Annotated in this window: 25 protein-coding genes; 9 read left to right on the forward strand and 16 right to left on the reverse strand. The window is 58.0% G+C overall.

The window, feature by feature from the left end:
• Positions 1-204 precede the first annotated feature (204 nt).
• Together VEG30_01555 and VEG30_01560 are read right to left on the reverse strand one after the other, a co-directional pair.
• Positions 205-654 (reverse strand): DUF2335 domain-containing protein, encoded by a 450-nt coding sequence (locus VEG30_01555; GenBank protein HXZ78583.1) that lies wholly within the window; start codon positions 652-654, stop codon positions 205-207.
• 12 nt (positions 655-666) lie between these two features.
• Positions 667-885 carry a hypothetical protein gene (locus VEG30_01560; GenBank protein HXZ78584.1) on the reverse strand — a complete coding sequence of 73 codons (219 nt, stop codon included), beginning with the start codon at positions 883-885 and terminating at the stop codon, positions 667-669.
• A gap of 204 nt (positions 886-1,089) precedes the next feature.
• Between VEG30_01560 and VEG30_01565 the strand changes: the two genes are divergently transcribed.
• Positions 1,090-1,779 carry a hypothetical protein gene (locus tag VEG30_01565; protein ID HXZ78585.1) on the forward strand — a complete coding sequence of 230 codons (690 nt, stop codon included), beginning with the start codon at positions 1,090-1,092 and terminating at the stop codon, positions 1,777-1,779.
• A 103-nt stretch (positions 1,780-1,882) separates the two neighbouring features.
• On the opposite strand, the gene VEG30_01570 is transcribed toward VEG30_01565, so the two are convergent.
• Positions 1,883-2,242 carry a hypothetical protein gene (locus tag VEG30_01570; GenBank protein HXZ78586.1) on the reverse strand — a complete coding sequence of 120 codons (360 nt, stop codon included), beginning with the start codon at positions 2,240-2,242 and terminating at the stop codon, positions 1,883-1,885.
• Between the two features lie 280 nt (positions 2,243-2,522).
• On the opposite strand from VEG30_01570, the gene VEG30_01575 reads away from it, so the two are divergent.
• On the forward strand, positions 2,523-3,203 hold the full coding sequence (locus VEG30_01575; protein ID HXZ78587.1) for a glycine cleavage system protein H: 681 nt from the start codon (positions 2,523-2,525) through the stop codon (positions 3,201-3,203).
• Between the two features lie 228 nt (positions 3,204-3,431).
• Positions 3,432-4,250 (forward strand): class I SAM-dependent methyltransferase, encoded by an 819-nt coding sequence (locus VEG30_01580; GenBank protein ID HXZ78588.1) that lies wholly within the window; start codon positions 3,432-3,434, stop codon positions 4,248-4,250.
• A gap of 139 nt (positions 4,251-4,389) precedes the next feature.
• On the opposite strand, the gene VEG30_01585 is transcribed toward VEG30_01580, so the two are convergent.
• Positions 4,390-4,701 (reverse strand): zinc ribbon domain-containing protein, encoded by a 312-nt coding sequence (locus VEG30_01585; GenBank protein ID HXZ78589.1) that lies wholly within the window; start codon positions 4,699-4,701, stop codon positions 4,390-4,392.
• Between the two features lie 147 nt (positions 4,702-4,848).
• Between VEG30_01585 and rsmI the strand changes: the two genes are divergently transcribed.
• A complete protein-coding gene (rsmI, locus tag VEG30_01590) occupies positions 4,849-5,760 on the forward strand; it encodes a 16S rRNA (cytidine(1402)-2'-O)-methyltransferase (protein HXZ78590.1) in 912 nt (303 codons plus the stop codon).
• A 155-nt stretch (positions 5,761-5,915) separates the two neighbouring features.
• Here rsmI and prmC read toward each other — a convergent pair whose 3' ends face one another.
• The 5 genes from prmC to VEG30_01615 all read right to left on the reverse strand — a co-directional run bounded on the left by prmC (position 5,916) and on the right by VEG30_01615 (position 12,688).
• Positions 5,916-6,758: a peptide chain release factor N(5)-glutamine methyltransferase gene (gene prmC / locus VEG30_01595; protein ID HXZ78591.1), complete on the reverse strand. Its 843-nt coding sequence runs from the start codon at positions 6,756-6,758 to the stop codon at positions 5,916-5,918.
• 119 nt (positions 6,759-6,877) lie between these two features.
• Entirely contained in the window at positions 6,878-7,957 is a 1,080-nt protein-coding gene (gene prfA, locus VEG30_01600) for a peptide chain release factor 1 (GenBank protein HXZ78592.1), read from the reverse strand.
• 109 nt (positions 7,958-8,066) lie between these two features.
• Complete coding sequence (locus tag VEG30_01605; GenBank protein HXZ78593.1) at positions 8,067-9,053, reverse strand: DUF1385 domain-containing protein; 987 nt, start codon at positions 9,051-9,053, stop codon at positions 8,067-8,069.
• 338 nt (positions 9,054-9,391) lie between these two features.
• Entirely contained in the window at positions 9,392-12,058 is a 2,667-nt protein-coding gene (gene clpB, locus VEG30_01610; protein HXZ78594.1) for an ATP-dependent chaperone ClpB, read from the reverse strand.
• 144 nt (positions 12,059-12,202) lie between these two features.
• On the reverse strand, positions 12,203-12,688 hold the full coding sequence (locus VEG30_01615; GenBank protein ID HXZ78595.1) for an Hsp20/alpha crystallin family protein: 486 nt from the start codon (positions 12,686-12,688) through the stop codon (positions 12,203-12,205).
• Between the two features lie 263 nt (positions 12,689-12,951).
• Between VEG30_01615 and VEG30_01620 the strand changes: the two genes are divergently transcribed.
• A complete protein-coding gene (locus VEG30_01620; GenBank protein ID HXZ78596.1) occupies positions 12,952-13,851 on the forward strand; it encodes an MBL fold metallo-hydrolase in 900 nt (299 codons plus the stop codon).
• Positions 13,852-13,886: 35 nt separating this feature from the next.
• On the opposite strand, the gene VEG30_01625 is transcribed toward VEG30_01620, so the two are convergent.
• From VEG30_01625 to VEG30_01650, 6 genes are all read right to left on the reverse strand, one after another.
• The gene (locus tag VEG30_01625; protein ID HXZ78597.1) at positions 13,887-15,002 is read right to left on the reverse strand and encodes a fibronectin type III domain-containing protein; all 1,116 of its coding nucleotides are present in this window, start codon (positions 15,000-15,002) and stop codon (positions 13,887-13,889) included.
• A gap of 205 nt (positions 15,003-15,207) precedes the next feature.
• Positions 15,208-16,608, reverse strand: a complete 1,401-nt coding sequence (gene hslU / locus VEG30_01630; protein ID HXZ78598.1) for an ATP-dependent protease ATPase subunit HslU — start codon at positions 16,606-16,608, stop codon at positions 15,208-15,210.
• A gap of 112 nt (positions 16,609-16,720) precedes the next feature.
• The gene (locus tag VEG30_01635; GenBank protein ID HXZ78599.1) at positions 16,721-17,155 is read right to left on the reverse strand and encodes a DUF3052 domain-containing protein; all 435 of its coding nucleotides are present in this window, start codon (positions 17,153-17,155) and stop codon (positions 16,721-16,723) included.
• Between the two features lie 93 nt (positions 17,156-17,248).
• Positions 17,249-17,836, reverse strand: a complete 588-nt coding sequence (hslV, locus tag VEG30_01640; protein HXZ78600.1) for an ATP-dependent protease subunit HslV — start codon at positions 17,834-17,836, stop codon at positions 17,249-17,251.
• Positions 17,837-17,870: 34 nt separating this feature from the next.
• A complete protein-coding gene (locus tag VEG30_01645; protein HXZ78601.1) occupies positions 17,871-18,308 on the reverse strand; it encodes a CBS domain-containing protein in 438 nt (145 codons plus the stop codon).
• 337 nt (positions 18,309-18,645) lie between these two features.
• Entirely contained in the window at positions 18,646-20,199 is a 1,554-nt protein-coding gene (locus VEG30_01650) for a DUF2207 domain-containing protein (protein HXZ78602.1), read from the reverse strand.
• Between the two features lie 534 nt (positions 20,200-20,733).
• On the opposite strand from VEG30_01650, the gene VEG30_01655 reads away from it, so the two are divergent.
• Positions 20,734-21,285, forward strand: coding sequence for a hypothetical protein (locus VEG30_01655; GenBank protein ID HXZ78603.1), 552 nt, complete (start codon positions 20,734-20,736; stop codon positions 21,283-21,285).
• A gap of 234 nt (positions 21,286-21,519) precedes the next feature.
• The gene (locus VEG30_01660) at positions 21,520-21,960 is read left to right on the forward strand and encodes a nucleoside deaminase (GenBank protein HXZ78604.1); all 441 of its coding nucleotides are present in this window, start codon (positions 21,520-21,522) and stop codon (positions 21,958-21,960) included.
• Positions 21,961-22,182: 222 nt separating this feature from the next.
• Here the strand turns inward: VEG30_01660 and VEG30_01665 are convergent, their stop codons facing one another.
• Entirely contained in the window at positions 22,183-22,404 is a 222-nt protein-coding gene (locus tag VEG30_01665; protein ID HXZ78605.1) for a hypothetical protein, read from the reverse strand.
• A gap of 354 nt (positions 22,405-22,758) precedes the next feature.
• Here VEG30_01665 and VEG30_01670 point away from each other — a divergent pair, with 354 nt between their 5' ends.
• Complete coding sequence (locus tag VEG30_01670) at positions 22,759-23,511, forward strand: BON domain-containing protein (GenBank protein HXZ78606.1); 753 nt, start codon at positions 22,759-22,761, stop codon at positions 23,509-23,511.
• Positions 23,512-23,801: 290 nt separating this feature from the next.
• Entirely contained in the window at positions 23,802-23,954 is a 153-nt protein-coding gene (locus VEG30_01675) for a hypothetical protein (GenBank protein ID HXZ78607.1), read from the forward strand.
• Positions 23,955-24,004 lie beyond the last annotated feature (50 nt).

The following is a 24,004-nucleotide window of genomic DNA, read 5'->3' on the forward strand; positions in this document are numbered from 1 at the left end:
CCCCTCTTTGGGGAAATAAGTAGACATCTCAATCTCCCAAGATGATTAACGCTAGAAGAACCGCTGACTTAGCCCCTTCGCTGAGAGAGACACACTCGGGGCGGACGACTGCGGAACCGCAAAGGTTTTAGACTAGCTTAAGCAGGCGGATAAGTCAACGAAACTGCCCGTAGCCGATAGGGTCCTAATTAAGCGTTCATGCCATCATGCACCGCCAGCACGTTCGGCGGCTGTCGCTAGTGCTTCGGTTTTTTTGTCGAGTTCTTTCTTTTGCTCATATTTCGAGTAGACGAATACACCCACAAGAGCACCCAATGCAGTTAGAACCGATGCCAGTCCAGCTGTGTTTTTGCCATCGTGGATTAACCAGATTCCACCAACAATCACAGTCATCGCTACAAAGAACCCAAGCCAAGTTCCTCTCGTCTGGGCAGACACATTTGATTCTATGACGTGCTTTTCCAAATGCTGTCTATGAGCTTGTTGGCTTTCCGCCATGGCAAGTATGCGCTCAGCTGCTCCTGGCAAGACTTGGTTATATTTCTCTAGGGCTTCAGGTGGAGGCAGGGGCCCGCCAGAAAAACGCATCGCTGTTTGGATGCGCATTTCTGCTGAAGGGACCATTGCGCCTCGATTGCGGTGTTTTTTGCCCACGTTTGATGGGGCTTATTTTACAAGCTGATCTGACTCGAATTCCATCATGGCGTCCTTAATATCCTGACCCACGATATACCAATCGGCAAACATGGCCTTAGTGTCCGCTTCGCGACCATTTTGGCTGGCGTTGTACACGTCATACAATCCATACCAGTCCAGCAAGCGGCCAACACCGGAGATGAAGGAAGGCTCCGCGATAAGAAAGTCAGATGTTAATCTGTTTGACATGGCTCCCAGCTAGGACGATAGATGCTAGCACAGCTCAGGATGATAGGAAGTAACGGCGGGGTTCAGCCCTCGGTTACATCTCGCATATTGCAACACCATAACTACTGTAAATGCAAAGACTTAGGATGTCAAGCGCCACAGAAAATATTTTCTTGACTTTACAATCCATTATGCGAGCAGTTGATGCTCCAGACGTAGTTTGCAATGCAGCCCGCATGGATTCTTTCACCCGTCACTGACCGCTGCACTCCCAATCTGCCAGACTACGCCCCCATGCTCTTATTCCTCTTCCTCGCTCTCACCCTCGCCCCGGAAAAGGTCGAACCAGTTGCAGCCTTGTCCGATCCCGCTGCCTCCGCCGCGATCGTCGCCGTTCTCGAGCCTCAGGGATACCGGGCCAGCTCAGGTGGAGCGCCGTTATGCGACCTATGGCTGCGAAAAGACCTCCCGGTCGCCAAAAAAATGATTGACGGAGCCAACTACGCCGATCTCTCCGAGTCGGAGTTCATTGGCGTGATTCGCTTTCCCAACCAGGCTTCTGATTTTCGCGGCCAGGAAATCAGAGCCGGTCTCTATTCTATGCGCTACGCCCTGCTTCCCAACGACGGCAACCACCTCGGCGTGGCCCCAGCTCGCGACTTCGTTCTCCTGGTGCCCTTAGCATCCGATCCTGATCCTGCCAGGACCTTCACTGAGGCGGAGCTTGTCCGCCTGGGCCTGCGAGCCTCGGGAACCGCGCATCCCGCCGTTTTCAGCATGGTCGCCGCTGGTGCTCTGCTTCCCTCCGTCACTCGCACCGCGGATGACTATGTCGTCTTCGCCGCCAAAACGAAAACCGCCACCGGCGCTGACTATCCGCTGGCGATCGTAGTGCAGGGTGTGGCGCCACAGTAGCCGCTACCCCTCCCCCCCCAAAAAAAAAACGGGGCACCCCGCGCGGGATACCCCAGCCCTCACCTAAATATCATTCAGCGTAAGACGACCGTTATGACTGCGATCAGAGCCCGTTTACTTCGAGCGAATAACTCTTTTTCAAAATCTCCCGCCCTGCCAAAAGCGATTCTTCCGCCTGCTCACCAGCAGCAATAGAACCGCCGCCATTAACACCAGAGAGTGCCAGTCCAGGGCCATCGTGCTCTCCTCCCCGTCGCTCCGGGTTCATGAACCACCAATCAACTCGCCAGCTTAATTGGGGGCCCCCGGGGAACCCGCGTGCCAGGGTGTTTCTTTGATACAGGCAAAGCCGCGGGAAGGGAAATTCAAATTTTTTATTTGCCGAATAAATATTCAGCAGCATTTCACGCTCTGATTCTTGCGGCGTCGCTGAGAAGTTCATCATCGCCTGATGAATAATCAATCAGCTCCTGGTGCGCTGCTAACCCATTGAAATTGCATCAAAGCTTCTCATCCGCACCTGAATCGTTCCCAAATCACTGTTGCATTGCTCAACAATTTGCTGATCGATAATTCAGCACCTCCTCCTGCTCCAATTTCTTGCTCTGCTCCCAAGCTATCGCCGAATCAATCGATTGAAACGATCTCCTCACCTTTCCAGCTCAAAGACACACTCTGGCACAGCAGTTGCTTTAACAAAAGGTGGCAAGCTGCCTCAGCAGGCGAGCCAGAGGAGACCCATCATGACCGTCATTATGGTGCTCAGTACGTTCGTAGTTTTCTTACTCATTGATCATTTCTTCAGCAAGAAGCCGGCTGCACAACTGGCGGCACAGCCCGCAGCGCGCGTAACCGAAGCGCTTCCTGAACCACGCCTGCAGCCCGCGCTGGTTGGTGGTTTCCGTGTGCCGGATAATTTGCGCTATCACCCCGGCCACACCTGGGCGCTCAATGAGAGCCCCACGCTGGTGCGCATCGGCATGGATGACTTTGCTTCCAAATTGGCCGGCAAGATCGATCACCTCTCCCTGCCGCAGCGCGGACAGTGGGTCCGTCAGGGTCAGAAGATCTGGACCGTGCATCGCGATGGCCAGAAAGTGGAAATGCTTTCCCCGATCGAAGGCAGTGTGGCTGACATCAACGAAGCCGCCCTCACAAATCCGGGATTGGCGAGCAAAGATCCCTACGGCGAAGGCTGGCTGGTGACGGTGCAGTCGCCTGACGCCAAGACCAACTTCAAGAACCTGCTCGGCGGCGCACTCGCGCGCTGGTGGACGGAAGAAGCAGCCACTCGGCTGCAGCGCCACATGCCAGCCGCATTGGGAGCGCTGGCTCAAGATGGTGGCGTGGCCATGGATGACATTGCTTCATCCATCCCCGACCAGGACTGGCGGCAACTGGTGAAGGAGTTCTTTCTCAGCTAGGCTCGCACCGCGCTGAGATCAGGTTTGCTGAGGCTGCATTGTACGACACAGGCTGCGTCGAATCCCGGCGCAGCCTGGTTTATTTAGCACTCAGCAATCAGCACCTCAGCCTTACCAGAAACTTTACGTGCCAATAGCTGACTGCTCAGTGCTGACTGCTGATTGTCCCCCCAATTGTTGAATCCTATCTCCGCAGATACCATCTGCTAACTTACAGGAAGAGAATTCATGGCAACTGCATCCGCTGATTTCACGCATTTGAAGTCCATTTTGAAGGCAACCTGGATGGCCGGCGACTTCGGCCGGATCGCCATGTTCACCGTCGAAGCCGGGGAAAACTTCATATCTCGCACTCCCATTCAGTCTGGCACTCGCGTTCTCGACGTAGCCTGCGGAACGGGAAACACTGCGATTCCAGCCGCTCGGGCTGGCGCCCAGGTCACCGGCGTGGATATCGCCCCAAATCTGCTGGAACAAGCGCGCAAACGCGCCGCGTCCGAACAACTGAACATTCATTTTCAGGAAGGTGATGCCGAGGACCTTCCCCAGGGCGATCACGAATTCGATATCGTGCTCTCCATGTTCGGCGCCATGTTCGCTCCCCGGCCAGAGCGCGTGGCCGCGGAACTTATTCGCGCCTGCCAGCCTGGCGGGCATATCGCCATGGCGAATTGGACTCCCCAGGGCTTCGTGGGCAAGAGCTTCCAGCTTACTTCCAAAATGGTGCCTCCTCCTCCAGGCGTCCCCGCCCCCACTCTCTGGGGAGACGAGGCTACGGTTGAGCAGCGGCTCTCCGGCGGGACGTCCAAATTGAGCATGACCAGGCACAAGACGGCCTTCCGTTATCCTTTTGGTCCCAAAGAAGTGGTGGCTTTCTTCCGGCAACACTTCGGTCCGACGCAGGCGGCCTTCGCCAGGCTCGACCCCACAGGTCAGGCGGAACTCGCTTCGCAGATGGAAGCCTTGTGGACGGAACACAACCTGGCCACAGATGGGACAGTGGCTGTCGAAGCCGAATATCTGGACGTCAGGGCTGTTCGCGCGTAACAGATCTGCTCCAGTTCGAGTCGAGAGATCCTGGATTTGTTTGTCATCACGAGGCCGCCGGAGGGCGGCCGAGGGATCTGCAGTTAACACTCGATTCGGCTGATTGCTGATCGCTGATTGCTGACTTCCGACTTCCGACCTACTTTTCTTTGCCTGGCTTTTTGGAGGTCTTACTCTCGCTCTTAGGCTTGGCCTCTGATTTGGAATCCGCTGATCCCGACGTGGATTCGCCTCCGCTTTTCCCGTCGCTGCTGCTCGAAGACGCTCCCCCCTTTTTCGCGTAGTCGGTCACATACCATCCGCCGCCCTTGAACTGAATTGCCGGCGGGGAGAGCAGCTGCTCCACCTTCCCTCCACATTTCGGACACTCCGCCACGGGCGGATCGGAGAACTTCTGGATCTTTTCAAAAACATGCTGACATTTCCGACATCGGTACTCGTACAGCGGCACGCCTTAGCGCTCCTTAATATCTGAATTCCGGATAGTTAGATGCCCGCCGCGATTGTAAGTCGCAGCCCCGGAAGGGTCAATTAACCAGCCGGGGCCAGCGCATTGGAACTTGCCTCCCGCCCGGGCAGCAAGTGCTAAACTTTGCGTATGGCAGTAAAGCGGGAAAACAACGCCCAGCCACCGTCGGCAACATCAGCTCCACGTGGTCCGGCGCTGTACGTGGTAGGCACGCCCATCGGCAACCTGGAGGACATCACCCTGCGCGCTCTCCGCGTGCTGCGCGAAGTGGACCGCATCGCCTGCGAAGATACCCGCCAGACGCAGAAGCTCCTCAATCACTACGAAATTCGTACCCCGACCGTCAGCTACCACGAACATAATGAAATGACCCGGGCCCCGGAGCTCATTGTTGATCTGGAAAATGGCGCCAGCATCGCCCTGGTCACCGACGCCGGCATGCCAGGGATCTCCGATCCCGGCTTTCGCCTGATTTCCCTCGCCATTCGCCACCACATTCCAGTTATTCCTATACCCGGGGCCTCCGCCTTCCTGGCGGCTCTGGTTGCCAGCGGGTTACCCGGCGAGTCCTTCCGCTTCGGTGGGTTCTTGCCGCACAAGACTGGAGAGCGCCGCAAGGCCCTGGAATCCATCAAGGATCTCTCCCGCACCCAGATTTTTTATGAGGCCCCGCATCGCATTCTCGATACGCTCAAAGACATCGTCGAGGTGCTCGGCCCGGCTCGCCATGTGGTCCTGGCCCGCGAGGTCACCAAGATTCACGAAGAATTCCTGCGTGGACGTGCGCAGACGGTGCTCGAGGAGGCGCAGTCGCGCGAGCTCAAGGGTGAGATCACCCTGCTGATTTCTAAGCCCGACGAAAATGGTGCGCACGAACAAATGCCCGTAAAGAAGGAAAGCATCCACGAGCGGCTGCAAGCTGTGATGGAGGCGGAAAAGCTCGACGAGAAGTCCGCCCTTAAGCGCGTGGCCCGCGAATTCGGTATCTCCAAGAGCGAAGCCTACCGCGAACTGCAGCGCACCCGCGCCACCATCCACTGATTACAGTTCCCTTGTCATCCCGAGGCTGGCTTTCCTTTGCTGACCCAAAAATCTTGAGGGTGCCCACTTTAAACCGCTTTGCTGAGGGTGCCCCACCCTCTAGCCCCGCTTTTGGGCGTAAGGGTGGGGTCTTCACGCAGCACTGCATCATTCCCTCACTTCTTCGCCGTCAGCACCCTCGGTATCCCCTGCAGGTCGTTGACGAACTTCAATTCACTCCAGTGGCCGGCCAGGCGCGCCACCATCGCCGATTGTGAGAAGCCAATTTCCGCCAGCAGCCACCCTTCTGGCTTAAGCACATCGTGCGCTTGCGGCAGCAGACGCCGAATTACATCCATTCCTTCCGCTCCCGCGAAAACCGCCACCTTAGGCTCGAACTTGCGCACCTCGGCCTGCACTTTGTCGGATTCCCGCTCGCCCACGTATGGCGGATTCGAGACCACCAGGTCGAAATGATCCGCCGGGAAGCCCGCCAGCAGGTCGTTCTGCTGGAACCGGACCCGGCGGTCTAGCTGCAACCTTGCAGCGTTAGCCTTGGCAACCTCCAGGGCCTCCTCAGACACATCGAGCGCGCTGATCTCCGCCCTTGGCAGCTCATTCGCCAGGGCCAGGGCGATGCAGCCTGATCCGGTGCCCACGTCCACGATCCGCGGACGCTCAATCGTCCGCACCAACTCCAGCGCGGTCTCCACCACATGCTCGGTTTCCGGACGCGGAATCAGAACCGCAGGCGTAACCAGAAAGTCCAAACCCCAGAACTCCTGATGTCCGGTGATGTACTGCGCCGGCACACCTGTTGCGCGCTCGGCAATCACTTCCTCGTAGCGCGATTCTTCCTCCGACGTAAGTTCTCGGTCGGAATGGCCAAAAAGAAAAGCACGATCGCCTCCCAGTACAAACATCAGCAGCAGTTCGGCGTTCATGCGCGGCGAACCCACGTCATGGGCGGTGAGTTTGGCCACCGCATCCTGGAGTGCTTGCTGGATGGTCACGGCCATATTGCAGGGGCGATTGCTTTGCCGCGCGCAGAGTTTAGAACAGGCTGGGTGCCCCACCCTAGCCCTCTTTTGGCTAAGGTGGGATTTCTACTGCAGAGAGCTTACTGTTGACTGCTCTCTTACGCCATCGCTCCTGCTTCCTGCTTCAGCTTCTCGGCCTGATAGTGCGTGGTCAGGGCATCAATAACCGGCTGCAGCTTGCCGTCCATGACCTCGCTCAACTGGTGCAGGGTCAAGCCAATGCGGTGATCAGTCACGCGATTCTGCGGGAAGTTATAGGTGCGTATCTTCTCGCTGCGATCCCCTGATCCCACCATCGACCGCCGCTCCTTGGCCAGTGCTTCCTGCTGCTTCTGCTGTTCCACTTCGTACAGGCGCGACCGCAGCACACGCATCGCCTTCTCGCGGTTCTTGATCTGCGACTTCTCGTCCTGGCAGCTTACAACAGTGTTCGTGGGCAAATGCGTGATGCGAACCGCTGAATAAGTCGTATTCACCGATTGCCCACCTGGTCCGGATGAGCAGAACGTATCGATGCGGATGTCCTTGGGATCGATCTTGATGTCCACATCCTCCGCTTCCGGCATCACCGCCACCGTTACAGTAGAAGTATGGACTCGCCCCTGCTGCTCGGTTTCCGGCACGCGCTGCACCCGATGCACCCCGCCTTCGTACTTCAGCCGCGAATACGCGCCCGCGCCTTCGACCAGGGCAATCACTTCCTTCAGCCCACCCACCCCTGATTCGGAAGTTGACAGCACTTCCACCCTCCAGCGCCGCGACTCGGCAAAGCGCGTGTACATGCGGAACATCTCCGCCGCGAACAGCGACGCCTCGTCGCCGCCGGTTCCGGCGCGAATCTCCAGCACTACGTTGCGCTCGTCATTCGGATCCTTGGGGATCAGCAGCAGCTTGAGTTCCTCCTCGACTTTGGCCTCCCGCTCTTCCAGGCGCGTCAGTTCCTCCTGCGCGTAGGCCAGCAACTCCGCGTCCGATTCCTCTTCGATCATCTGCTTGCTTTCCGCGATGCCCCTCTTGAGATCCTTATATTCGCGGTATTTTTCGACCACCGGCATCAGCTCGCTGTGCGCCTTGGCGGTTTTCTGATATTTCGCTGAGTCCGACACGATCTCCGGCGACGCCAACGCCCGCGTCAGCTCTTCATATTTGGCTTCGATTTGTTCCAATCTCTCGAACATATATTTGTCATCCTGAGCGAGGGCCGGGCATAACCCCCCGGCCCGAGTGGAAGGACCTTGTGGTTGCTAATTGCTGATTGCTAATTGCTGATTTTCAGGGGCGGCGCCCCTAGGCAAGTACCAACTGGCCGCCGCGCTGGGCTTCCAACTCCATCGCCTGATCGAGGGCAACCATGGCGCACTCCACCTGAGAGTTATCAGGCGGCTGGGTGGTGATTCGCTGCAGCCACAGGCCAGGAGCCGTCATGATGGCAAACAGCGAACCCCGGTGCTTGGCCGCGAAACGGATGATCTCATAGGAAATTCCCGCGATCACCGGCAGCAGCGCAATGCGGATCCCAAACCGCGCCCAGAAAGTCGTCACCGGAACGAGGGTGTAGATCAAAATCGAGATCAGCATCACCGTCATCAGGAAACTGGTGCCGCAGCGGGGATGGAAGGTCGAATACTTCTGGATCGCTTCCACCTCCATGGGATCATGGGCCTCGAAGGCGAACACGGTCTTGTGCTCGGCGCCATGATATTGATACACGCGCCGGATATCGCCCCAAAGAGACGTTGCCCAGATGAACAGCAGAAAAAGTCCGATGCGGATGGCGCCATCCACCAGGTTAAACACGATCTGGTTGCCGAACGCGGGCGAAACCCGCTTCAGCTCCGTGGCCGCCACCAGCGGAAGGAACTTGTACATGAAAATGAAAAACGCCACTGACAGAATTGCGTTGGCGGCCACCATCCATCCGCTGAGCTGAATGGTTTTGCCCTCTTCATTGACCGGCATCTCGTCCAGCGCCACATTGGCCGAATAACGCAAGGCGCGGAAACCCAGCGCCATCGCCTGACCCAGCGTGACTACGCCGCGCACCACCGGCCATCCCATCCATTTGTGCTTCTCCGAGGGGCGGTCCAGCAGCTCTGAGTGCGACATGACTTGCCCATTGCTCTTGCGGACGGCAATCCCCCAGGCATGCGGCGAGCGCATCATCACGCCCTCCAGCACGGCTTGGCCACCGACGAGGGTCTCCTCTCCACTTTCCAGGGCTGGCAGAAGCTGCGCCATAGCCAGCAGGCGCACGAATTGACGTAGTAACTTCATGACCATCAGAGAATTAGATGACGGCGGGGGCAAAACGTCACCCTTAAGGGTAGCCGCAGTGGGAGGGAGTGTCAACGAGGGAGCACTCGGCAGTCAGCAATCAGCACTAAGCTACGGTTAGTTCTATCTACAGCCTGAATGTTCACATGTGTCATCTTGAGCGAGGGCTGGGTACACCAACCCCGGCCCGAGTCGAAAGACCTTGCGGTTCTGTCTTCTAACCAGTTCTCTCCGTTGGACGATGGAGGTTGGGACAGAACCAGTCAGCAAGGATTGCCCACCCCTTGTAGCATCCGTTTCTTGGAGCGATAGGGTGGGGATTTTCATCGACGCTGGATTCACCTCCGCCCCGCCCCCGCCACTTCCTTCGCAGGCTTCTCTTTCTCAGCCGCCGCCCGGCGCTTGACCGTAAACATCAGCCCTTCGCGCGCTTTATCGGTATCGACCACCACCTGGTCGCCGTGCAGCACTTCGCCATCCAGGATCTTCAACGCCAGCGGATCCTGCACCAGCTTCTGAATGGCGCGCTTTAGAGGCCGGGCACCATAAGCCACGTCGTAACCCTGCGCGAAGATGAGGTCCTTGGCCGCCTCGGTCAGCTCCAGCGTGATCCGGCGATCCGCCAACAGCCGCCGCAGGTCTTCCAGCCGCAGGTCGATGATCTTCTCCAGCTGCTCCCGTCCCAGCGGATTGAAGATGATCATGTCATCGACCCGGTTCAGGAACTCGGGCTTGAAGTGCGCCTGAACCGCCTGCAGCACCTGCTGCCGCGCTCGCTCAAACGCCTCTGGAGTCCGCAGATTGTCCGCCTGCAGGTAACTGGCTCCGATGTTTGAGGTCATGATGATGACGGTGTTGCGGAAATCCACCGTCCGGCCACGGCCATCGGTGAGCCGCCCATCGTCCATCACTTGGAGCAGCACATTGAACACGTCGGGATGCGCCTTCTCGATCTCATCGAACAGCACCACCGAATACGGCCGGCGGCGCACCGCTTCCGTGAGCTGACCGCCCTCGTCGTATCCCACATAGCCCGGGGGCGCTCCGATCAGCCGCGCCACCGCGTGCTTCTCCATGTACTCGGACATGTCGATGCGCACCAGGTTGTGCTCATCGTCGAAGAGAAACTCCGCCAGGGCGCGAGCCAGTTCGGTCTTGCCGACCCCAGTTGGACCCAGAAATATAAATGACCCGATCGGCCGCTTGGGATCGCTCAACCCGGCGCGCGAACGCCGCACCGCATTAGCTACCCGCTCAAGCGCCTGATCCTGCCCGATGACGCGCTGCCGCAGCCGGTCCTCCATGCTGACCAGCTTCTTGACCTCACCCTCCAGCATCTTCGAGACCGGAATACCCGTCCACTTGGACACGATGCGGGCGACGTCTTCCTCGTCCACCTCTTCCTTCAGCATGCGCGTGCCTGAGCCCTTCACGTCCATCTCCGCGCTCAGCCGTTCCAGCTCTGCCTTGAGCTTGGGCAACTCGCCGTACTGAATCTGGGAAGCGCGGGTGTAATCGCCCTTGCGCGCCGCCGTCTGCTGATCCATTTCCAGCTGCTCGATTCTCTCCTTCAACTCGCGCACCCGGTTAATGCTCTTTTTCTCTTGCTCCCAGCGGGCGCGTAGCGCATTGATCTGCTCGCGCAACCCCGCCAGCTCCTTTTCGACAGCCGCCAGCCGCTCCCGCGAATTGGCATCGCGCTCCTTCTGCAACGCCTGCCGCTCGATTTCCAGCTGAGTAACCCGGCGCTCCAGTTGATCCACCTCGGTAGGAACCGAGCCAATTTGTATGGCAAGCGATGCCGCCGCCTCATCGATCAGATCGATAGCTTTGTCCGGCAGGAAACGGTCAGAGATGTAGCGATGCGACAGCGTCGCCGCGGCCACAATCGCCGAATCCTTGATGCGCACGCCGTGATGCACTTCATATCGCTGCTTCAGGCCGCGCAGAATGGCGATCGTGTCCTCAACGTTTGGCTCCCCCACATAGACAATCTGGAAGCGCCGCTCCAGCGCGGCATCTTTCTCGATGTATTTCCGGTATTCGTTCAGCGTGGTCGCACCGATGGCGCGCAATTCGCCTCGGGCCAGCGCGGGCTTGAGCATGTTGCTGGCATCGATTGCACCCTCCGCCGCTCCGGCCCCTACCAAAGTATGCAGCTCGTCGATGAATAGAACGATCTGCCCCTGCGACTCCTCGATTTCCTTCAGCACCGCCTTGAGCCGGTCTTCAAATTCTCCCCGGTATTTGGCTCCCGCCAGCATGGCTCCTAGATCGAGTGCAATCACTCGCTTGTTCTTCAGCACCTCGGGAACATCCCCCGCCACGATGCGCTGAGCCAACCCTTCCACGATGGCCGTCTTGCCTACACCCGGCTCGCCAATCAAAACCGGATTGTTCTTGGTCCGGCGCGATAGCACCTGAACCACACGGCGAATCTCTTCATCGCGGCCAATTACCGGATCCAGCTTTCCCCGCCGCGCCAGCTCCGTCAGGTCGCGAGCGTAGCGCTCCAGCGCCTGATACTTAGCTTCGGGATTGGGATCGGTCACCCGCTGGCTGCCGCGCACCGCGGTGAGCGCCTTCAGAATGGCATCGTGGGTTGCACCCTGTCCGGCCAGAATGGCCTGTGCGGGATCACCACTGAGCTTGGTCAGAGCCAGCAACAGGTGTTCAGTGGAGACGTATTCATCCTTGAAGTTGTCGGCTTCCTTGAACGCTTGATCCAGCAGCTTGGACGCGGCCGGTGAAAAACCTGGCTGGGCGGACGAACCGGAAACCTTGGGCAGCTTTTCGATTCTCTGGTTGGCCTCAAACAGCACCTGCTGCGGTCCGACACCGATCTTCTCCAGCACTGGAACCACGATGCCTTCAGGATCTTCGACCAGCGATGCCAGGATGTGCAAAGGCAGAAGGTCGGGGTTGCCATTGTCGCTGGCTAACTGCGCAGCACGCTGCACCGCTTCCTGCGCCTTCACCGTTAATTTGTCAAAACGAATTGCCATAGAAACCTCGTTCGCCTGGAGCTAGCTCGCGGTTGTTGCTTGGATTTCCTAACCGTCTCCCAGGAACTACTAAATAAATAGCCTTCCAACAAAAAAAGGGAGACAGCCTGCGCCGCCTCCCCCTCACTTCCGATTGGACTCAGCTTAGGCTGCCTTGCCCGGGCTCTTGCTCTCGACTTCCTTGTGAGCAGTCACGTTCACCTTCACCTGCTTCGGCGTCGCCTCGGCGCGCTTGGGCAGAACAATATTCAGCACGCCATTCTGATAGTCCGCGCTGACCTTATCCGTGTCCACCGCGTTGGGCAGCGCAAAGCTGCGGTAGAAGCTTCCGTAGTGGCGTTCAATGCGATGGAAGTTCTCTTCCTTCTCTTCCTTCTCGAATTTACGCTGGCCCTTCACTGTCAGAGTGTTGTTCTCAACCTGGATATCCAGATCCTTCTGATCGATACCCGGAACTTCCATCTTCAGCTTGATGTTGTGGTCATCCTCGTAAATGTCCACGGCGGGGACAAAGCTGCCGGTGGTCAAAGACTCCTGCCGGCCACCGGTTTCCTGAAACAGACGATTCACACGTTCCTGCAGGCTGCTCAATTCGCGAAATGGATCCCAGCGGGTAATCATCGACGACATACGTTCTAACCTCCTCACAAAAATAATCTAAGTAATTGGGTTTAGGGATCGCCTCCAGCTTCTCTGGGAGGCTATTCACTTGATGACAATAACAGCATAAAAGTTGCGCTACTTATTGTCAAGCTTTGAAATATATTTTAATATCAATAGTTTACATCCGAACCGGGGATCTGCAGCAACCTGCTTTTCCTCCTCGCGCCGACCTTCACCCCACCGCTCAGCTAGAATCCAATGAAAAGCTTCCCGTAAGCTTCGGAGGCACAATGTATCGGCTCACGCTGGGCGATTTCGAACTCACCATCCTCTCCGACGGTACCTACTATCTCGACGGCGGCGCCTTCTTCGGCGTGGTGCCGAAAATTCTGTGGCAAAAAAGAGTCTCCGCCGACGATATGAACCGCGTCTCTGCCGGTATGAACTCCGTTCTCGTGCGCGATGGCAAGCAGACCATCCTGATCGAGACCGGAGCCGGCAACAAGCTCTCCGAGCGCATGAAGAAGATCTACGCCACCGAAGAGAAGCTGCTCCACAGCCTGGGGCAGGCCGGGGTTGCGCCCGACGAAATCGACATCGTGATCAACACCCACCTGCATTTCGACCACTGTGGCTGGAACACGGTTTACCGCGATAACCGGGCAGTCGCCACCTTCCCCAAGGCGAAGTACTACGTGCAGGAAGGTGAGTGGCGCTACGCTCAGAACGCCAGCGAACGCGATCGCATCAGCTATATCGCCGACAACTACAATCCCCTGGTCGAGAACCGCCAGATGCTCCTGCTGCACGGCGATGCCGAGATCGCGCCTGGAATTTCCGTGCATATTTACCCCGGCCACACTCAGAACATGCAGGCAGTCACGATCCAAAGCCGGGGAAAGAAGGCGTGCTACATCTCCGATCTGATCCCCACTACCGCGCACCTCGACCTTACCTGGGGCATGGCCTTCGATCTGTTTCCGCTCCAGACCATCGAGAGCAAGAAGCGCTTCTACGAATTCGCTGTGCCGGAGCAGTGGCTGGTGATCTTCACCCATGATCCGAAGATACCCTGGGCTTACGTAGAGGCAACGGAGGAAGGAAGGTACGTGGCAAAACCGGCGACGGATTTCACGGATGAACACGGGTCGGAACAACAGGAATCAGTTAAAGCCTCAAAGCTGGCATGATCGCTATGCTACGAGTTAGCTTCTGACTGCTACCCTCACGTCTGCGGCACGGTTTCGCTCGCCTCTTCCGATTTCCCGCTCTCATTCCCCCGCACATCTACCGCGCTCACCGAATAGAAGTAGGTATGACCCGGCTGCACTTCCCGGTCCCGGTATGCCGGAGCTTTCACCAGTTCGGTGTTGATCTTCGCCGGCGCACCTCCAGCTTCATGCCGATAAACGTTATAACCGGCCAGATCGCCCTCCAGGTCCGGGGCCCACGTCAGATCGATGAATGGCTGCTGCCCGACGCCGGAAAACACCGCCTGCAACTCGCCCGGTACGGCAGGCGGAAAAATGTCGTGCACGATGGCCTGCACTGTGGCCGACTCGTTCCCCTGCACCTCCACGGTCGGCTCGCCCGGGCGCGAGACGATCGTCACCACAGCCACGCGGTATTCATACCTCTGCTCCCATTCGGCACTGTGATCTAAATAGGTAGGGCCTGACTCAGCATTCAGCGGCACTTCCCCCACAATCACTTCCGGCTGTGGCTTATTTCGGTCACCGGACTCCATGCGCCGAAAAACCCGGTAGATGTACTGGATGCCGGAGATTTGGGGCGCGTCTTTCACCGCGCTCCATTCCAGCAGCACGCCGTCCCCTGTAACCTTGGCCTTCAGATCTCCCGGTGCGGGCAGCGCCGGCGCCAGCGAGACCCGAACCTGGTTCGAGAGCCCGGCATCCCGGCCATGCGAGTTCTGGTCGCGCAGAGCATAGATCGCAAACCCGGTCGGGTATTTCTCAAGCAGTTCTTCCCGCAAAGCGTCGTTGTAGTACGCCTTGGGCACCGGTTCCGACTTCTTCCAGCGCGCCAGTTGTGTGGACGTGCTGCTCACCTGTTGCGGACAAGTGATCATGGGGAATTCATTCACGCCCAGGCAAATCACCGTTGGGCCGGGCGTCTTTATGTTCTCGCGGTCGGTGGTCTGGCGCGCCGGAGTCCAGGAAAGAGTCACAACATTGCCTTTGCGCGTAGCCGTGAGATCGCTCACCGGGCGGGGCACCGCCAGCGAAGGCGGTTGCGGTGCCCCTGGAGTGCCGCAGGCGGCAAGTAAAAGGACGAAGCCCAGTGCGGCTACGATCCCCAGCGGATGGCGGCAGGTTCGCAACAGTGAATCAGACTAGCAGAAGGGATGCAGTACACGGAAATGCCAGAGTCCTCATTGCTCTTGGAAATTTCGCATTGTCATCCTGAGCGAGGGCCGAGTAAACAAGACGAGGCCCGAATCGAAGGACCTGCTGTTGCTTTGTCATCACGAGGAGGACACAGTCCGACGAGGGATCTGCAGTTTGCATTTTGCTGAACGCTGGCTGCTACAAAATGTATCGCGACAGATCCTGATCCTTGACGATGTCGGCGAGCATCCGGTTCACATACGCAGCATCCACCGTGATCTGCTTATCCTTCATCTCGGGCGCATCGAAGCTGATCTCATCGAGCACGCGCTCCATGATCGTGTGCAGGCGGCGCGCACCGATGTTCTCAGTGCCTTCGTTCACCCGGAAGGCAAAACGCGCGATCTCCTCCAGCGCTTCGGTGGTGAATTCCAGTCGCACGCCCTCCGTCTCGAGCAGCGCCGTGTACTGTTTCACCAGCGAAGACTTGGGCTCCGTAAGAATCTTGATGAAGTCGTCGATGGTCAGTGACTGCAGCTCCACCCGAATGGGAAAGCGCCCCTGCAGCTCGGGGATCAGATCGCTGGGCTTGGAGACGTGAAACGCGCCCGCCGCAATGAAGAGAATATGGTCGGTGCGAACCATCCCGTAGCGGGTGTTTACCGTGGTGCCCTCGACGATTGGCAGGATGTCGCGTTGCACGCCTTCGCGGGAAACATCCGGGCCGTGTCCGCTCTCGCGTCCCGCGATCTTGTCGATTTCATCCAGGAAGATGATGCCGGAGTTCTCCACTCGCTCCACCGCGATGCGGGTGACCTGGTCCATGTCGATCAGGCGCTGTTCCTCTTCCTGCACCAGGTAATCGAAGGCCTCGCTGACCTTCATCTTCCGCTTCTTAGTGCGCTGGCCGAAGATATTGGGCAGCATGTCCTTGATGTTGACGTCCATCTCCTCTACACCCTGGTTGGAGATGATTTCGAAAGCGGGAAATGATTTCTCGCGGACCTCGAGTTCCACGAGCCGGTCGTCGAGCTTGCCTTCGCGCAACTGCTGGCGCAGCTTCTCGCGCGTGCGCGAGGCCGACTCGCCCGGCAGCAGCAATTCCCCGCCATCGGAGCCGCGGCTGGTGAAGCCAACTCCCGCAGGCAGCAGCAGATCCAGCAATCGCTCTTCAGCGTTGAGTTCGGCCTTGTCGGAGACGTCTTCCAGCTTCTCCTCGCGAACCATGTCAATGGCAATCTCGACCAGGTCGCGAATCATCGACTCCACGTCTCGGCCCACGTACCCCACCTCGGTGAACTTGGAGGCCTCCACTTTCAGAAAGGGAGAATTGGCCAGCTTGGCCAGGCGGCGTGCAATCTCAGTTTTGCCCACGCCCGTCGGGCCAATCATGATGATGTTCTTGGGCATGATTTCTTCCGCCAGATCGGGCGGAAGCTTCTGCCGCCGCATGCGGTTGCGCAGGGCAATCGAAACGGCGCGCTTCGCCGCGTGCTGCCCCACCACATGCTTGTCCAATTCGGACACAATCTCTCGCGGCGTCAGTTCATCCAGCGCAAGCTGTTCTTCTTCCGCGGTTCCAGGTAAATAAATCGCCATCACTACTCCTCAGATCTTCGCTCCAGCCACAAGCATAATTGTCATCCCGAGCGGAGAAGATCGATCGCGCACGCGAGCGTATCTTCGCAGTCGAGGGACCTGCTTTTTCGACCTACCCCATCACCCCGCCAGCCTCCCGCTTCCTCCGCTTCTCTTTCCTGATCACGAACTTCAATCCCGACCAGATTTCGTCGATCGCGCACACTTTGATGTCCACCAGCCCCAACGGGAGCCCGATATCACGGATTACATTCTCATTCAGGTCGGTCGAAACGCCCGAGCTCTTCTTCGGCCAGGCCACCCAAAGCATCCCATCAGCCCCCAAAACTGGAGCAAGCCTGGAGAACTGCTGATTCAGATCAGCCCTGGACTTCACGAATGCCACGGCCACATCCACCGGCGGCTTGGCTCGCGCCAGCACTTCGGTTCCATCGGGCAGTTTCCCCAGTTCACGAAAGAACGATTCCGGGGCGCGGGAAGCCACGATCTTCTGCCGTTCCTTGATCCCGATTTTCTTTAGCAACGGCGTTCCCGAATATCCAGCCATGATCGGTTCAATGACCTGCCGAGAGGGTCCCTTCTGTTGTCATCACGAGCGGCCGTCAGGCCGCGAGGGATCTGCGGTTTTACCCCAATCTCGCTACAGCTCCTCCACCGTGAAGTGCTCATTCGTGTAGATGCACATCTTGCCGGCAATCTTCATCGCCTCTTCCGCAATGGTGCGCGCCGGCAGGCTGGTGTGCGTGGCCAGGGCCTCCGCCGCGGCCAGTGCGTATGGGCCACCACTTCCGATCGCGGCGATTCCGGTGTCAGGCTCGATCACGTCGCCCTGCCCGCTCAGCAGAAAAGTCTGACTCTGATCGCAAACCAGCAGCAGGGCTTCCAGGTGACGCAGCGCTTTATCGGTGCGCCAGTCCTTTGACAGTTCCACCGCCGCCCGGCCCAGATTGCCGTGGAACTGATCCAGCTTGGCCTCAAAGCGGCTGAAGAGGGAAAAGGCGTCGGCGGTCGAGCCGGCGAAACCCGCCAGAATCTTATCGTTGTACATGCGCCGGATCTTGCGGGCGGAATGCTTGATCACGCTCTCGCCCAGCGTGACCTGCCCGTCGCCCGCCATCACTACTTTGCCGTCCTTTCTAACGGAAAGCACCGTAGTAGATCGAATATTGGCGGAATGGGATGGCGCTCGCACACCTTCAGGCGCGCGCCCAGCAGACTTTCTCGTCATGAGTACAGATTCTGATTATACAGGCTGCAAGCGGTCAGCCGCCGGGGCCATCGGCAGTCAGGTAGGTCTCCAGTGAGTCGAGTTGCTGACTCAGGTCGTCGATGCGCGACTCCAAAAGGTTGCGAATGGAAAGTATTCCAACCAGTTTGCCCCTGGCATCAACCACCGGCAGATGACGGAAGTGATGCGTCACCATGGTGGCCAGCGCTTCTCCCGGTGTGGTCTCCGGAGTCGCGGTAACCACATCCCGCGTCATGTAGCCGACAACTGCGCTGCTCTCGGGATTGATCCCGCCCAGCGCCAATTTTCGCAGCACATCGCGTTCGGTGAAGATTCCCGCCACAGTCTTGTCAGGATTTACCACCGCTACCGCACCCACACGCCGCTCGAGCATGGTGCGAATTGCGTCCGCTACACTGGCTTCCGGCGACACGGTTGCCGGTGTTTCACCGCAAAGATGGAGCACGCTCATATTGACCCCGACCTTCGGTTGCTGCGGATCCTTCCGAGAAGCTGAATTGCAACTGGAGACAGCTCAGCGGGCATTATGACTGGGCAGGTAACAATGTCAAGGGGTTCAGTTAGTAAAAAGCAGCGTTCAGAAATTAGCAATCAGCCGTCAGCATTCAGCACTTAGCAACAGAGCTTCTCTTTGTCATCACGAGGAGGGCGCGGCCCGACGAGGGATCTGCAGTTTTTCCAAAATCTCTCAAAAACTGAAAACCGAAAAATGCTGGTTGCGAATTGCTAATCGCTAGGTGGCCAATTGCATACTGACTGCTGATTGCTGAGGGCTGAATGCTGACTGCTCATCGCAATTTCATCCTGGGCATCTGCACTCCCCGTGGCACGGCCCTCAGAACATCCCAGGCAATCCTCCCGAACCAGCTCAGGTTGTGCGACAGATGAGCCGGCTCGAACGCATCTCCCGTCATGGCATCGAACCATTCCGGAGCCCGCTCCGCCATTCCCGCGAAGGCTCCCGCCCAGTGATGTTCCACGCCCAGGGCCATGGCATAGGGCAGATATTTCTCCAGCACATCATGCGGCAGGCGCTCCAGCCGGTCCTTCTCCACGGTATTCATGAATTCCTGGAAGCCGCGCAGCTCGGTGAAGGTTTTCATGCCCTTCCATGTTTTTGGACTCACTTTCACCCCGAGCAAATAGGCGATCGCCAGCGAGATGATGATCACTAGCGCTGACCAAGCCCAGGAATCCGCCAAGGCGATCAAACCGAACCATTGCGCGATCCACAGCAGTATAAAAACAGCGGCTACGCCGCCCAGGCGATAGAGCTGCGCCCGCTTCGGATCGATCCGGTACATGCCCTTCTCGCGCAGCTGGTTAAAAATTTGCGCCCGGATCGCCGGCACCGCCTCGTAGAAGCGCAGGTGCAGGCTCGATAGCTTCGTCCACTGCCCGCCATAGAAGATGTGGAACAGCGTGCTTTTTTCGTGCGGAGCTAATGATTGCCATTCTGAAATCGGCTTCAGCGACCGCAGAATATAGTCCTTGCCGTGGAAAACAACTTCTTCGTCCGGCTTCCCCGCCTCAATGCGGATGTATCCGCGAACCCCCAGGTCGACGATGGTGGCGGTGATGTCGCGTGCATCCACTGTGTCGTCGATCAGCGTGCCGGCTTCGGCGGGCGTAAGGCCGTCGGGCGGAGCATAGCGCGGCGTCACCGCCAGCGCAGCCATGGGGACTGCGGGCTTGATCCGGCGCAGCACCAGCATTACCAGGGCAACCACCACCGGAAACAGGACAATCGGATTGGCGCGTATAAACCAGAACAGGCGCAATACGAGCGAGGGTCCCTCCATCATGCCCTTGGGGAAGACGACGTCTACCCCCAGGCGCTCCCGGGAACTCAGCGCTCGCCCCGCCTCCAGTTGGATTCTCGGACCATCGGCAGCAGTCGCCACCAGTTGAGTTGATCCTGGCCCGCGGAGCAATCCCTGGGCACGGAACTCTCCGATTGCAGTGTTCGGCAGCACCAGGAAGAGCGACGGTTTCTCCAGGCCTCCGCGCCAGCCCTCTGCCGCGGTCCAGAAAAATTCATCCCGATCACGCAGGAACTGAACCGCATTGCGGACGGCATAAGAAATCACAACCCTGTCAGCGCCTCGGCTCGAGATTCGCAGCTCCAGCTCGTCTCGCCAGTGACGTTCGGAATAATCGAGCTTGTGATCCCAGCCGTCGGTGATCGACAACACATCCACCAAACGGGGCAACTTAAATCCAACCGGATGCCATGTACTGGTGGGGATGCGCCAGTCGAGCGTAGCGCGTGGCGGCAAATCGCTGAGCTTATCGCGCACGATCGCAGTTCCGTCTTCTTGCAGCGCGATGATGGTTTGCACTTCAGGAACTTGGGAACACCGGGCCGGAACCATGACAGCCGCAGCGAATATCGCAAGCATCACGAATTGGCGGAGAGAAATCAACGACTCATCTTCGGGAAATTCGCGAAGCCGGGTTCGCGGCGCGGCATGATTACCCGAAGTACGCCAAAATGCAATCCTGCATTCAGCGATGCGATGTAACCCTGCTTTGTCATCCTGAGCGGAGCGGGCGCCTGTTCTTATCGCCTGCGTTCTTTGCAGGTGGCGCCCGCGAAGTCGAAGGATCTCGCGTTTTGAACCCCGCAAACCCACCCAGGACCCCTACTCTAAAGTGGCGCCTGCGGTCCTTTCCTGGCACTCCCAACTCGGCAGTGCTGCCACCCAGCAGCGTTTGCAAGGGCAAAACCGTGCTCATGTCCGCTATCGTCTTTGCCGATCATAACTATCGAAAACATTACCTTCGTGAACGACGAAAGTGACTTGTGTGGCCACATCAAACTGTATTAAGAAACGCGCATCCAATCCGCAGGAGACGAATTCAGGGCTAGGCAAATGATTCCCGATGGGCACCCCTTACGCGAGTTTTTCCTCGATTTAGTTGATCGCCACTATTCCAGTCAGCTTGAGCTTCGTGACCAGGAAATCAAAGATTACGTCGCCAACATCCTGGCCGAGTTTTGCGAGCTCGAGCAGCTCCACAAAATCCGCAACACTTACAACCGCCCTCTGGATGATGTGGGCGAGATGCTGCTGGAGTCCGATCCCATCTACGGGCCCGCGCCTTCCTTCGATCGCGAACGCCAGGTTCGCAAGCACATTGGCGACTACACCCTGTTCTTCGCCGGAATGTTTCCCGAGAGCATCAACCACTGGCGCCTCCGCCGGCAGCGGCTGGAAGGCTTCATCGACCTCATGAAAGCCGGCAAGGAAAGCTATTACATCGTCTCCAAGTTCGACTGCTTCGAATATGCCAAGGTGGCCCCGCTATTCCGCCGGCTCTCGGAGAATTTCGAGCAGTGCGTCTTCGGCCTGAACATGGTGAAGAACGAACTGGTCGAGCTGCAGCATCCTATTGCGCAGCGCACCACAGAATTTCTGATGTAGCAGCAATCAGCACTCGGCAGAATAATTTCTCTTTGTCATCGCGAGCCGACGAGGTCGGCGAGGGATCTGATTCTCTTCCCAATCGCAAGAAGAAACCTCATCCCTGCACAAACCCTGGTCCGAGTCGAAGGACCTGGTGTTGGTCCAGCCATTGCGAGGCAGAGCGCAGCCCGGCGAGGGATGCAGTCTGTCAGATTCCCAGATTGCCGAAGTTCTTCTAACATCCCTCAGGGCATGGACGCTCATCACCTTCTCCGCGAAGCTGTCACCGAAGCCCGCCTGGGGCTGAAAGAGGGTGGGCTGCCGATCGGTTCGGTGCTCGCCGATGCTCACGGCGGCATCGTCGCTCGTGGTCACAATCTGCGTGTGCAGACAGGAGACCCGACGGCTCACGCCGAGGTGGTCTGCCTGCGCAACGCCGGCCGTCGTCGCGACTGGCCCGAGCTCACACTGGTCAGCACACTGAGTCCCTGCATCATGTGCACCGGCACAACGCTCCTCTACCGGATTCCCGCGGTCATCATTGGCGAGAACCGAAACTTCCTGGGCGCCGAGGACCTGTTCGCCCAACGCGGCGTGCGCCTTACCGTGCTCGACGACGCTGAATGCATCGAGCTGATGCGTTCATTTATCGCGGCGCACCCGGATTTGTGGAATGAGGACATTGGGCGATAGTAGATTGGTAATCGGGTAAGCTGAAAAGCTCAGAACCAGCCGCCGCCGCCTGGCATTCAGCACTCAGGATTCAGCCCCCAGCCATGAGCAGGCTTTCACTACCCGGTTGGTCAGCATCGTTCGCAAGTTGAGGACCCCGACCGGCTTGTGTAGGACAGCCGATCTCGCCTGTCCCGTCCGAACGGGAAAGACCCTGCGGTTGGCGTGCCCAACTGCTAATTGCTAATTGCCGTCCCAGTTCTGGCTGGGAAGCTCTGGCTCGTCCTCAAGCGTGATGGTACCGCCGCTGCGAATGCGGGCAGCGCGACGCAGCGTCTGGGTCAGCGGAGTAGTCTCGCGCGGCGTGCAATGCGCTTCTTCAGCCAGAACCGAACCTGCGGCCAGCGCGAAACGGAGAGCATCGCGCTGATCCTCGAAATAGACCACAACCTTTTTCAGTGCCATACTTCCAACCCCAGCTCACCAAGTTCAGATAAAAGATCAGCTCAACTATTGCCGACGTCCTCCACGGGAAATAAGCCTGCCCGCGAGATGATATCTGTGGAAGTGGCGCTAGGCGCACTATACCCCAGGGCGCTCGAGGCGCCTCCGCTTCTTCTGGCTACGGAACAAGACTGGTAATTAGTAATCAGCATTCGGCATTCAGTGATCTCGGCAGTTAGAAGCTATCTCATCCATCGCTTGTGAAAGCGCACGGCTTCAGCCGTAGACAGCCGAAAACAACTTCCCAGCACGCCTGCAACTTTCCCATCCCTCCCGTGTTTTAACTAACTAGTTAATTGGTTCGGAGGTGAACTTATGTCTCTCAGCAAGTTGGTGGCGGGTCTCCTTACCGGAATCTTATCTGCGGGGATGGCCTTCGCCACTGTCACCAGTAGCGATGCAGATATCCAATCCAGCGTTAACAGCAAGTTGCAGTCAAAGTCGGAACTCAAGAACGTACAGTCTTCGGTCAACAACGGGGCAGTTACCCTGCAGGGGACCGTCGACAACTACAAAGCCAAACTGGACGCGCTCAAGCAAGCCCGCAAGGCTGCGCATGTGCGAAATGTTCAAGACCAGATAGTGGTTGCTGGGCCCACCCTGCCAGATACCGAGTTGCAGGAAAAACTGGCCAAAGAGCTTCGTTACGATCGCGTTGGCTACGGCAATGTATTTAATGTGCTCACCGTCGGCGTGAAGGATGGCATGGTCACCCTGGGTGGCGAAGTCCGCACCCCCGTGGATCGGGATTCAGCCTTCGCCGTGGTTGAGAACACCAAAGGCGTTAAGAACGTGGTGAATGAAGTAAAGGTCGCACCGGTCTCGAACTTTGATGACGCCATCCGTCTTCGTACCCTGCGCGCCGTCTACGGCGACCCGGCACTGTCGAAGTACGGCCTGGACCCGCAGCGTCCAATTCGTATCCTGGTGGACAACGGACATGTGGGGCTGTATGGAACTGTGCTTTCTCCCATGGACAAGCAGATCGCCGGCATCCGCGCCAACCAGGTATTCGGAGCTTTCAGCGTTGAGAACCACCTGGAGACGGCGCACGACGTAAAACGATAGCAACAGCAATTAAACGCACTCTCCTCCTGGCGTAAAAGGCACAGTCCCCGTGGCTGTGCCTTTCTTTTTGAAGATGCGGGGCACCTCTGGCTGTTCTCAGGAAACCGGTGCGGAAATGACGATACCCCCGCCTTTTTCGACCCTCCTCCGGGAAAATCCCCCCACACTGCGCTCGATTGAGGTAGAATTTTCTCGCCTCCGGCAAACCGTCAAGCCGCCCCAAGAGGGCTCATAGCGCTTTACTACTAAGAATTCTGTTCGCATAGGCTGGACGGAATCGGAGGCAGAGAATGGCGAACGAGGCACCCAATCGGGCCCATCAAGTATCAGTCGGCCCCACTCATAAGGAACGCAACGTCTGGATTGTTACCGGTTATGTAGCAGCTGCCCTGGCCCTTCTGGGTGTGCTCGCCTATCATTTCTCGACTTACGTCCTGAAGTAGGCCCCTAAACCACGCAACTCCGGCGGGGACCACCGCTAAGGCGATCCCAA

It is taken from the genome of Terriglobales bacterium (assembly GCA_035624455.1).
Classification (GTDB): domain Bacteria; phylum Acidobacteriota; class Terriglobia; order Terriglobales; family Acidobacteriaceae; genus DASPRM01.

Coding starts and splice junctions, on each gene's coding strand:
- prmC (HXZ78591.1), bottom strand. CDS start 6,758: ATGGCCGTGACCATCCAGCAAGCACTCCAGGATGCGGTGGCCAAACTC.
- VEG30_01565 (HXZ78585.1), top strand. CDS start 1,090: ATGCAGCCCGCATGGATTCTTTCACCCGTCACTGACCGCTGCACTCCC.
- VEG30_01560 (HXZ78584.1), bottom strand. CDS start 885: ATGTCAAACAGATTAACATCTGACTTTCTTATCGCGGAGCCTTCCTTC.
- VEG30_01580 (HXZ78588.1), top strand. CDS start 3,432: ATGGCAACTGCATCCGCTGATTTCACGCATTTGAAGTCCATTTTGAAG.
- hslU (HXZ78598.1), bottom strand. CDS start 16,608: ATGGCGATTTATTTACCTGGAACCGCGGAAGAAGAACAGCTTGCGCTG.
- VEG30_01655 (HXZ78603.1), top strand. CDS start 20,734: ATGATTCCCGATGGGCACCCCTTACGCGAGTTTTTCCTCGATTTAGTT.
- VEG30_01575 (HXZ78587.1), top strand. CDS start 2,523: ATGACCGTCATTATGGTGCTCAGTACGTTCGTAGTTTTCTTACTCATT.
- VEG30_01615 (HXZ78595.1), bottom strand. CDS start 12,688: ATGTCGTCGATGATTACCCGCTGGGATCCATTTCGCGAATTGAGCAGC.
- clpB (HXZ78594.1), bottom strand. CDS start 12,058: ATGGCAATTCGTTTTGACAAATTAACGGTGAAGGCGCAGGAAGCGGTG.
- prfA (HXZ78592.1), bottom strand. CDS start 7,957: ATGTTCGAGAGATTGGAACAAATCGAAGCCAAATATGAAGAGCTGACG.
- hslV (HXZ78600.1), bottom strand. CDS start 17,836: ATGACGAGAAAGTCTGCTGGGCGCGCGCCTGAAGGTGTGCGAGCGCCA.
- VEG30_01670 (HXZ78606.1), top strand. CDS start 22,759: ATGTCTCTCAGCAAGTTGGTGGCGGGTCTCCTTACCGGAATCTTATCT.
- VEG30_01620 (HXZ78596.1), top strand. CDS start 12,952: ATGTATCGGCTCACGCTGGGCGATTTCGAACTCACCATCCTCTCCGAC.
- VEG30_01660 (HXZ78604.1), top strand. CDS start 21,520: ATGGACGCTCATCACCTTCTCCGCGAAGCTGTCACCGAAGCCCGCCTG.
- rsmI (HXZ78590.1), top strand. CDS start 4,849: ATGGCAGTAAAGCGGGAAAACAACGCCCAGCCACCGTCGGCAACATCA.
- VEG30_01665 (HXZ78605.1), bottom strand. CDS start 22,404: ATGGCACTGAAAAAGGTTGTGGTCTATTTCGAGGATCAGCGCGATGCT.
- VEG30_01605 (HXZ78593.1), bottom strand. CDS start 9,053: ATGAAGTTACTACGTCAATTCGTGCGCCTGCTGGCTATGGCGCAGCTT.
- VEG30_01645 (HXZ78601.1), bottom strand. CDS start 18,308: ATGAGCGTGCTCCATCTTTGCGGTGAAACACCGGCAACCGTGTCGCCG.
- VEG30_01675 (HXZ78607.1), top strand. CDS start 23,802: ATGGCGAACGAGGCACCCAATCGGGCCCATCAAGTATCAGTCGGCCCC.
- VEG30_01635 (HXZ78599.1), bottom strand. CDS start 17,155: ATGGCTGGATATTCGGGAACGCCGTTGCTAAAGAAAATCGGGATCAAG.